The organism is uncultured Abyssibacter sp. (genome assembly GCF_964000955.1).
Classification (GTDB): Bacteria; Pseudomonadota; Gammaproteobacteria; order Nevskiales; family OUC007; genus Abyssibacter.
In genome coordinates, this window is record NZ_CAXFCL010000223.1 from 1 (window position 1) to 6964 (window position 6964).

The following is a 6964-nucleotide window of genomic DNA, read 5'->3' on the forward strand; positions in this document are numbered from 1 at the left end:
CCGCAAGACGCTGCTCGGCCCGCTGTCGGCGGAGCTGCCGGCTGGCACCGTGACCCATCTGCGCGGCCCCAACGGAGTCGGCAAGACCACCCTGATCCATGCCATCGTCGGCTTGCGTGAGCCGGACGCCGGACAGGTGTGCTGGCAGGGCAGCAACGTGTTCGAACACCCGGAGCCGCTGCGGGAGTCGCTTTGCTACGTTGCCCACGATGCGACCGGCAATCCCGCGCTGACCCCGGTCGAATCGCTGCGGTTCGTGCTGGCGCTGAACGGGGAGGGCGCCGATGCGGCGCCGGATGCGCTCCGCGAGATCGGCCTGAAGGGCCGCACGCTGACCCAGCCCATCAGAACGCTGTCGGCCGGGCAGCAGCGCCGCGTGGCGCTGGCGCGCCTGGCGGTTACCAAAGCACCGCTGTGGGTACTGGATGAGCCGCTGAACGCCCTGGACGATGCGGCGCGTTCGCGTCTTTGTCAGCGCTTCCGGGAACACGCGAGCAACGGCGGCACGGTGGTCGTCACCTCGCACCAGGCGTTGCCCATCGACGCCGATTGCATCGACCTGGTCGCGGCCTGACCGATGATGCGGATCTGGAACGCCGTGTGGGCGCGTGAATGGCAACTGCTGTTCCGGCAGGTTCAGGACCTGCTGCAACCCCTGATCTATTTCGCCATGGTGGTGATGATCGTGCCGCTGGGTGTCGATCCGTCCGATGACGCGCTGGGCCTCGTCGCGCCGGCCATTGTCTGGATCGCCGTCGTGCTGGCCGTGGTGTTGTCGCTGGACCGCCTGTTTCGTGACGATGCCCGGGACGGCACGCTGGCCGTCTTGCTGACATCGCCAACACCACTGTGGTGGGTGTTGCTGGCGAAGCTGGGCGCGCACTGGCTGGGACTGGGCTGTCTGCTGGGCCTTGCCGCGCCGCTCGCCGGAGCCGCCTACGGGCTGTCCGCCACGGCGTCGGGTGTGCTCTGTCTGACGGTGCTGTCCGGGACGCTGGGGCTGGTTGCGCTGGGCATGGTCGCCGGGGCGCTCACCGTCGGTGTGCGCAATGGCGGGGTTCTGGTCGCGATCATCCTGCTGCCGCTTTATGTGCCGCTGCTGGTGTTCGGCGCCGGCGCGGTCGCAACGGTACAGGCGGGGTTGCCCGCGACGGGTCCGGTATACTTAACGGCCGCTTTATCGATGCTGTATGCCACGCTGGCTCCGCCACTGGCAGCCGTGGCGCTGCGACTGAGTTACGACTGATGTGGACCTGGTTTCATCGACTGTCCTCGCCCCCGACGTTCTATCGCTGGGGCCGCACGCTGCAATGGGTTTTCGGCATCGCCGCGCTGCTGCTGATCGTCGTGGGCACTTACGGCGGCCTGGTACTGGCGCCGGCTGACTACCAGCAGGGTGACGCGTTCCGGATCATCTACGTGCATGTGCCCAGCGCCTGGCTGTCCATGTTCGTCTACATGACCATGGCGGTGGCCGGCGGCGTGGCGCTGATCTGGCGGATGAAGCTGGCCGAGCTGTTCGTCGTGGCCGCGGCGCCCATCGGAGCCGCATTCACGGCGCTGGCGCTGCTCACCGGCATGCTGTGGGGCGAACCCATGTGGGGCACCTACTGGGTCTGGGACGCGCGGCTGACCAGCGAACTGGTCCTGCTGTTCCTCTACCTGGGCGTGATCGCCCTCAACGGCGCCTTCGAGGATCCCCGGCGTGGCGCGAGAGCCGCCTCGGTGCTCGCGCTGATCGGCGTGATCAACGTGCCGATCATTCATTACTCCGTGGAATGGTGGAACAGCCTGCACCAGGGCGCGACCATCACCAAGTTCGATTCGCCGTCGATCTCGAAGGACATGCTCTGGCCGCTGCTGCTGAACGCGCTGGGATTCATGTGCTACTACGGCGCGTTGCAGAGCCTGCGGATCCGGGCGCTGATTCTGTCGCGAGAACGTGACGCACGTTGGATTCGACAGGCGGTCTGATGAACGAGTCGTGGTGGCATATGGGAGGCTATGCGGTCTACGTCTGGACCTCCTTCGGTCTGACGGGCGTGGTACTGCTGGGTGGCGCTTTGCTGGGCTGGTCGACGCTGCGTCGCCAGCAGCGGGATATTCGATTGGAACGAGATCAAGACGATGACGCGTAGACAACGGCGGATGATGGCCGTCGGCGCACTGGTGGTCGGTGCCGGCACCGCGGTGGCGCTGGCGCTGGTCGCCTTTCAGAGCAACCTGATCTATTTCTACAGCCCGTCGGAGGTCCTGGCAGGCGAACTGCCGCCTCAGGCGCGCATTCGCCTCGGCGGCATTGTCGAGGAAGGCAGTGTCCAGCGCTCGGGCAGCGACACGACCGTGACCTTCCGTCTAGCCGACTGCGAACAGGCCATTCCGGTCCGCTATTCGGGCATTCTTCCCGATCTGTTCCGTGAGGGGCAGGGCATCGTGGCGATTGGCACCTACGACGTGCAATCCGGCTTCTCCGCGGAGGAGGTGCTCGCCAAGCATGACGAGAACTACATGCCGCCTGAGCTAGAGGAATCCCTGAAGGACAAGGCGGGTACCAGCTGCATGCCGGTGGCGAACACATGATTCCGGAGCTGGGACATTTCGCGCTTTGCCTGGCCGCCGGCCTGGCATTGATGCAATGCGTGGCACCGATCTCCGGGGTCGTGCTGCGTCGCGAGCGCTGGCAGGCGATGGCCTGGCCGCTGGCGGTCGGGCAGGTGGTGTTCACCATCATCGCCTACGGCGCGCTCACCTGGTCGTTCATCCACGTCGACTTCTCGGTGCGCTATGTCGCGACCAATGCGCACTCGGAGCTGCCGATGTTCTATCGCATCTCGGCGGTGTGGGGTGGCCATGAGGGCTCGCTGCTGCTGTGGGTGCTGATGCTCGGCGCCTGGACGCTGCTGGTCGCCGGCCTCAACCGCAGCCTGCCGCGCGACATCGGTGCCTCGGTGCTGGGTGTGATGGGCGCTGTGTCCTGCGCGTTCCTGCTGTTCACGCTGCTGACATCCAACCCGTTCGAACGCCTGATTCCGGCGCCGCCCGAAGGGCAGGATCTGAATCCCCTGCTGCAGGACCCCGGGCTGATCATTCACCCGCCCATGCTCTACATGGGCTATGTCGGCTTTTCGGTGGCGTTCGCGTTCGCGGTGGCGGCGCTGATCAGCGGCCGCCTGGACGCCGCCTGGGCCCGCTGGACACGACCCTGGACGACGCTGGCCTGGAGCTTTCTGACCGTCGGCATCCTGCTCGGCTCGTGGTGGGCCTACAACGAACTCGGCTGGGGCGGCTGGTGGTTCTGGGACCCGGTGGAGAACGCCTCGTTCATGCCCTGGCTGATCGGCACGGCGCTGATCCACTCGCTGGCGGTGACGGAAAAGCGCGGCATGTTCAAGGCCTGGACGGTGTTGCTGGCGATCTCGGCCTTCGCGCTGTCGCTGCTTGGCACCTTCCTCGTGCGTTCGGGCGTGCTGGTGTCGGTGCATGCCTTTGCCACGGATCCGTCGCGCGGCGTGTTCGTGCTGATGATCTTCGGATTCTTCGTCGGTGGTGCGCTGCTGCTGTTCGCGCTGCGCGCCGCGCGCTTCCAGGTGCGACAGCAGCTGACGCTGTTCTCCCGGGAAGGGTTGCTGCTGCTGAACAACGTGTTCCTGTCGGTGGCCGCGCTGGCGGTGCTGCTCGGCACGCTGTACCCGTTGTTCGTCGATGCGATGGGGCTGGGCAAGCTGTCCGTCGGGCCGCCTTACTTCGATGCGGTGTTCGCGCCGTTGACCATGCCGCTGGTCCTGCTCGTGGGCTTTGCCAGCGCAGTGATGTGGAAACGGGGTGACTGGTCGCGCCTGCGCCGTCAGTCGTTGATCCCGATTGCCGTGGCGATCGTCGTCGCCGTGCTGATGGCGTTGTTCGGCGTGCGCGGCCTGGGCGTGTCCGCCGCGATTCTGCTCGCCGTCTGGTGCATGGCCGGCGCGCTGGCCGAACCGTTGCGCATCACCCTGCGCCGCAGCCGGGTGAAGATGGGCCGGGCGCAGTGGGGCATGACGCTCGCGCATATCGGGCTGGGGGTGTTCGTGCTCGGCGTGGCTCTGGTCAACCATGGCTCCATCGAGCGCGATGTGCGGCTGGTCCCCGGCGAGACCACCGAATTCGCCGGCTACGCTTTCAAGTTCGTCGGTGTCGCACGTGACGAGGGGCCGAACTACGACGCGGACGTCGGCACGGTCGAGGTCAGTCGCGATGGCAAGGCCGTCGCGACCCTGAACCCGGAAAAGCGGTACTACCGCATGGGCGGCAATCCGATGACGGAGGCGGCGATCGACATTTCGCCGCTGCGCGACATCTACGTCTCGCTGGGCGAGCCGGTGCAGGGTGGCGCCTGGATTCTTCGCCTGTACGTCAAGCCGCTGATCCGCTGGATCTGGTCCGGCGCGCTGTTGATGGCGCTGGGTGGCGCGCTGGCGGCGACGGATCGGCGATACCGTCTGCAATCCCGCGCCGCGCGGGCGGTGACGGCTGAGGCCGAGTCCGTACACGCATGAATCGCTGGGTCCTGATCGCACCGATCCTGGTGGTCGGTGTACTCATCGCCATCTTTGCCGTCGGTCTGACGCTGGACCCCAGCCGCGTACCGTCGCCGCTGATCGACAAGCCGTCGCCGGCGTTCGAGTTGCCGAGCCTGCGCGCGCCGGATCAACTGCTGACCGAGCGTCGCTTCGCCGGCCAGGTGAGCATCGTCAACGTCTGGGCAAGCTGGTGCGTGCCCTGCCGGCTTGAGCATCCCCTGTGGATGGAGTGGGCGGAAACCTCCGACGTGCCGCTCTATGGGCTGAATTACAAGGACGCGCCACGTGATGCGCTGGCCTGGCTGGCGCGGCATGGGGACCCGTATCAGGCCATCGCCAGCGACCGCGCCGGCAACGTGGGTATCGACTGGGGCGTCTACGGTGTTCCGGAAACCTTTGTCATCGACGCCTCTGGTCGCATTCGCTACAAGCACATCGGTCCGCTGGACCCGACCAGCATGAAGAACACGTTCCGGCCGATCGTCGAACAGCTGTTGCAGGAGTCCGGCGCATGAGTCTGAGAGCCTTGTTGCTGGCAGTGCTGATGGGATTGTCGGGGGCGCTGAGCGCGGCATCCGATGACCTGAACCCGGAGCAGGAAGCGCGCTATCACGACTTGCTGGAAGAACTGCGCTGCCTGGTCTGCCAGAACCAGAACATTGCCGAGTCCCATGCCTCGCTGGCGCTGGATCTCAAGCGCCAGGTCGCCGACATGATTGTCGCCGGGCGCAGCGATGACGAGATCAAGACCTACCTGCAGGCGCGTTACGGCGACTTCGTGCTGTATCGCCCGCCGTTCAAGCCCAGGACCTGGTTGCTGTGGCTCACCCCATTCGTCGTGCTCGTCTGCGCGCTGGTGATCGCGGTGCTGATGCTGCGCAGACGCCGACCGGTCCGGACGCCGCCTGAATCCATTGATCGCGAGGCATTGCGGCGACTGCTGGACAAAGAATGAAGACCCTACTGATTGCACTGTTCGCCGGCCTCGCGCTGGCCGCGATGATTTTTCCCGCGTGGGCGCTGCGCCATCTGCGTGGCGGCCGCCGGAGTCGTCAGGCCGACAACATCGCGGCATTTCGCAGCCGCAAGGCCGAGCTGGAAGCGGATCTGGCGGCTGGTCGGATCAATCAGGAGGCGTTCGAGCAACTGGAAAACGACGCCGCCGCCGAACTGTTGATGGACGCCCAGTCGGAGGAGGGGACGCTGCAACCGGGCGGTCGCTGGATGTCGGTCGCCGCGATCATCGTCGTGCCCATCGTGGGTGTCGGGCTCTACCTGGCCAGTGGCGGCCTGCCTCCGATGAGCCATGCCGAACAGATGGCCGGACTGGTGCAGCAACTCGAATCCCGGGTGTCCACGCGACCGGATGATCTGGACGCCCGTCGGATGCTGGGCCGCGTGTACATGGGCACCGAGCGGTACCAGCAGGCCGCGCAGATGTATCGCCAGATCAATGAGCACACCGGAAACAGCGACGCGGATGCCCTGATCGCCGAGGGCGAGGCGTTGGGCATGTCGCGTAACCAGGACTGGCTGGGCCGCCCCGCGGCGCTGTTCGATGCGGCGCTGGACATCGAGCCCAACCACACCCGCGGTCTCTGGTACGGCAGTCTCGCGGCGGCCCAGGACGGCAAGCACGATATCGCTTTGTTGCGGCTGCAACGCCTCGACCGTCAACCGCTGGAAGACCCGCTGGCCTCCGCGGTTCGCAACGCGGTGATCGCGCTGGGTGGCGTGCCGGCGGATGTCTCGGCGCCCGCCGAGACCGAAGCGCCTGAGGCGGCGAGGCCGGATGCGCCGGAAGCCGGCACACGCATCGATCTGAACATCGAACTGTCACCGGCATTGCATGGTGATGTGCCAGGGCGATTCACGCTGTTCGTGTTCGCCAAGCATGTCAGCGGCCCGCCGATGCCACTGGCGGCCAAGCGCCTGGAATCGCCGGCGTTTCCGCTGTCCATCACGCTGACCAGCGAGGATGCGATGATGCCGGGGATGTCCCTGGACAACGCCGATCAGTGGGCGATATCGGCACGCATCTCGCGTGCCGGAGATGCGCGGGCAAGTTCCGGAGACTTGCAGGGCGGGCTGGTACTGAGCCGCGACGCGCTGGATGGTCGCCATACCGTGATCATCGACGAGCAGGTGCCCTGATCCCTCCTGATGCGGGATGCGCCGGAGCATCGGTTGCGCTAGCCTGTTGCCCGGAATCTTCGCGAGTACCTGCGTGCGGCGAGCCATCCACAAGCCCACCGATTCGATCACCGATTCGCAATCCGGGGCAGTGGGGCGCCCAAACGACTAACCAACCAGAAGGATAACCATGCGACTACGCAAAGCGGTCTTTCCCGTCGCGGGTCTGGGGACCCGTTTTCTTCCGGCGACCAAGGCCAATGCCAAGGAAATGC

9 protein-coding genes are annotated in these 6964 nt (G+C 66.1%); all 9 read left to right on the plus strand.

The genetic code is table 11. The features are described 5' to 3' along the window. On the plus strand, positions 1-574 hold a 574-nt coding region (gene ccmA / locus ABNS06_RS10905), incomplete at its 5' end, for a heme ABC exporter ATP-binding protein CcmA (protein ID WP_348674624.1). A 3-nt stretch (positions 575-577) separates the two neighbouring features. Beyond that, positions 578-1246, plus strand: coding sequence for a heme exporter protein CcmB (ccmB, locus tag ABNS06_RS10910; protein WP_348674625.1), 669 nt, complete (start codon positions 578-580; stop codon positions 1244-1246). After that, positions 1246-1974 (plus strand): heme ABC transporter permease, encoded by a 729-nt coding sequence (locus ABNS06_RS10915; RefSeq protein ID WP_348674626.1) that lies wholly within the window; start codon positions 1246-1248, stop codon positions 1972-1974. Before ccmB ends, ABNS06_RS10915 begins: the two co-directional genes overlap by 1 nt. Continuing rightward, entirely contained in the window at positions 1953-2138 is a 186-nt protein-coding gene (gene ccmD / locus ABNS06_RS10920) for a heme exporter protein CcmD (protein ID WP_348674627.1), read from the plus strand. Before ABNS06_RS10915 ends, ccmD begins: the two co-directional genes overlap by 22 nt. After that, positions 2128-2580, plus strand: coding sequence for a cytochrome c maturation protein CcmE (ccmE, locus tag ABNS06_RS10925; RefSeq protein ID WP_348674628.1), 453 nt, complete (start codon positions 2128-2130; stop codon positions 2578-2580). The genes ccmD and ccmE overlap by 11 nt, the downstream gene beginning before the upstream one ends. Then, entirely contained in the window at positions 2577-4532 is a 1956-nt protein-coding gene (locus tag ABNS06_RS10930; protein WP_348674629.1) for a heme lyase CcmF/NrfE family subunit, read from the plus strand. Before ccmE ends, ABNS06_RS10930 begins: the two co-directional genes overlap by 4 nt. Next, a complete protein-coding gene (locus ABNS06_RS10935) occupies positions 4529-5071 on the plus strand; it encodes a DsbE family thiol:disulfide interchange protein (protein ID WP_348674630.1) in 543 nt (180 codons plus the stop codon). The genes ABNS06_RS10930 and ABNS06_RS10935 overlap by 4 nt, the downstream gene beginning before the upstream one ends. Further along, positions 5068-5511: a cytochrome c-type biogenesis protein gene (locus tag ABNS06_RS10940; RefSeq protein WP_348674631.1), complete on the plus strand. Its 444-nt coding sequence runs from the start codon at positions 5068-5070 to the stop codon at positions 5509-5511. Before ABNS06_RS10935 ends, ABNS06_RS10940 begins: the two co-directional genes overlap by 4 nt. Continuing rightward, positions 5508-6710, plus strand: coding sequence for a c-type cytochrome biogenesis protein CcmI (ccmI, locus tag ABNS06_RS10945; RefSeq protein ID WP_348674632.1), 1203 nt, complete (start codon positions 5508-5510; stop codon positions 6708-6710). Before ABNS06_RS10940 ends, ccmI begins: the two co-directional genes overlap by 4 nt. Positions 6711-6964: the final 254 nt, after the last annotated feature.

What these genes read in the sequence shown, in the direction of transcription:
- ccmB (WP_348674625.1), top strand. Translation starts at nt 578, where the DNA reads ATGATGCGGATCTGGAACGCCGTGTGGGCGCGTGAATGGCAACTGCTG.
- ABNS06_RS10915 (WP_348674626.1), top strand. Translation starts at nt 1,246, where the DNA reads ATGTGGACCTGGTTTCATCGACTGTCCTCGCCCCCGACGTTCTATCGC.
- ccmE (WP_348674628.1), top strand. Translation starts at nt 2,128, where the DNA reads ATGACGCGTAGACAACGGCGGATGATGGCCGTCGGCGCACTGGTGGTC.
- ABNS06_RS10930 (WP_348674629.1), top strand. Translation starts at nt 2,577, where the DNA reads ATGATTCCGGAGCTGGGACATTTCGCGCTTTGCCTGGCCGCCGGCCTG.
- ABNS06_RS10935 (WP_348674630.1), top strand. Translation starts at nt 4,529, where the DNA reads ATGAATCGCTGGGTCCTGATCGCACCGATCCTGGTGGTCGGTGTACTC.
- ABNS06_RS10940 (WP_348674631.1), top strand. Translation starts at nt 5,068, where the DNA reads ATGAGTCTGAGAGCCTTGTTGCTGGCAGTGCTGATGGGATTGTCGGGG.
- ccmI (WP_348674632.1), top strand. Translation starts at nt 5,508, where the DNA reads ATGAAGACCCTACTGATTGCACTGTTCGCCGGCCTCGCGCTGGCCGCG.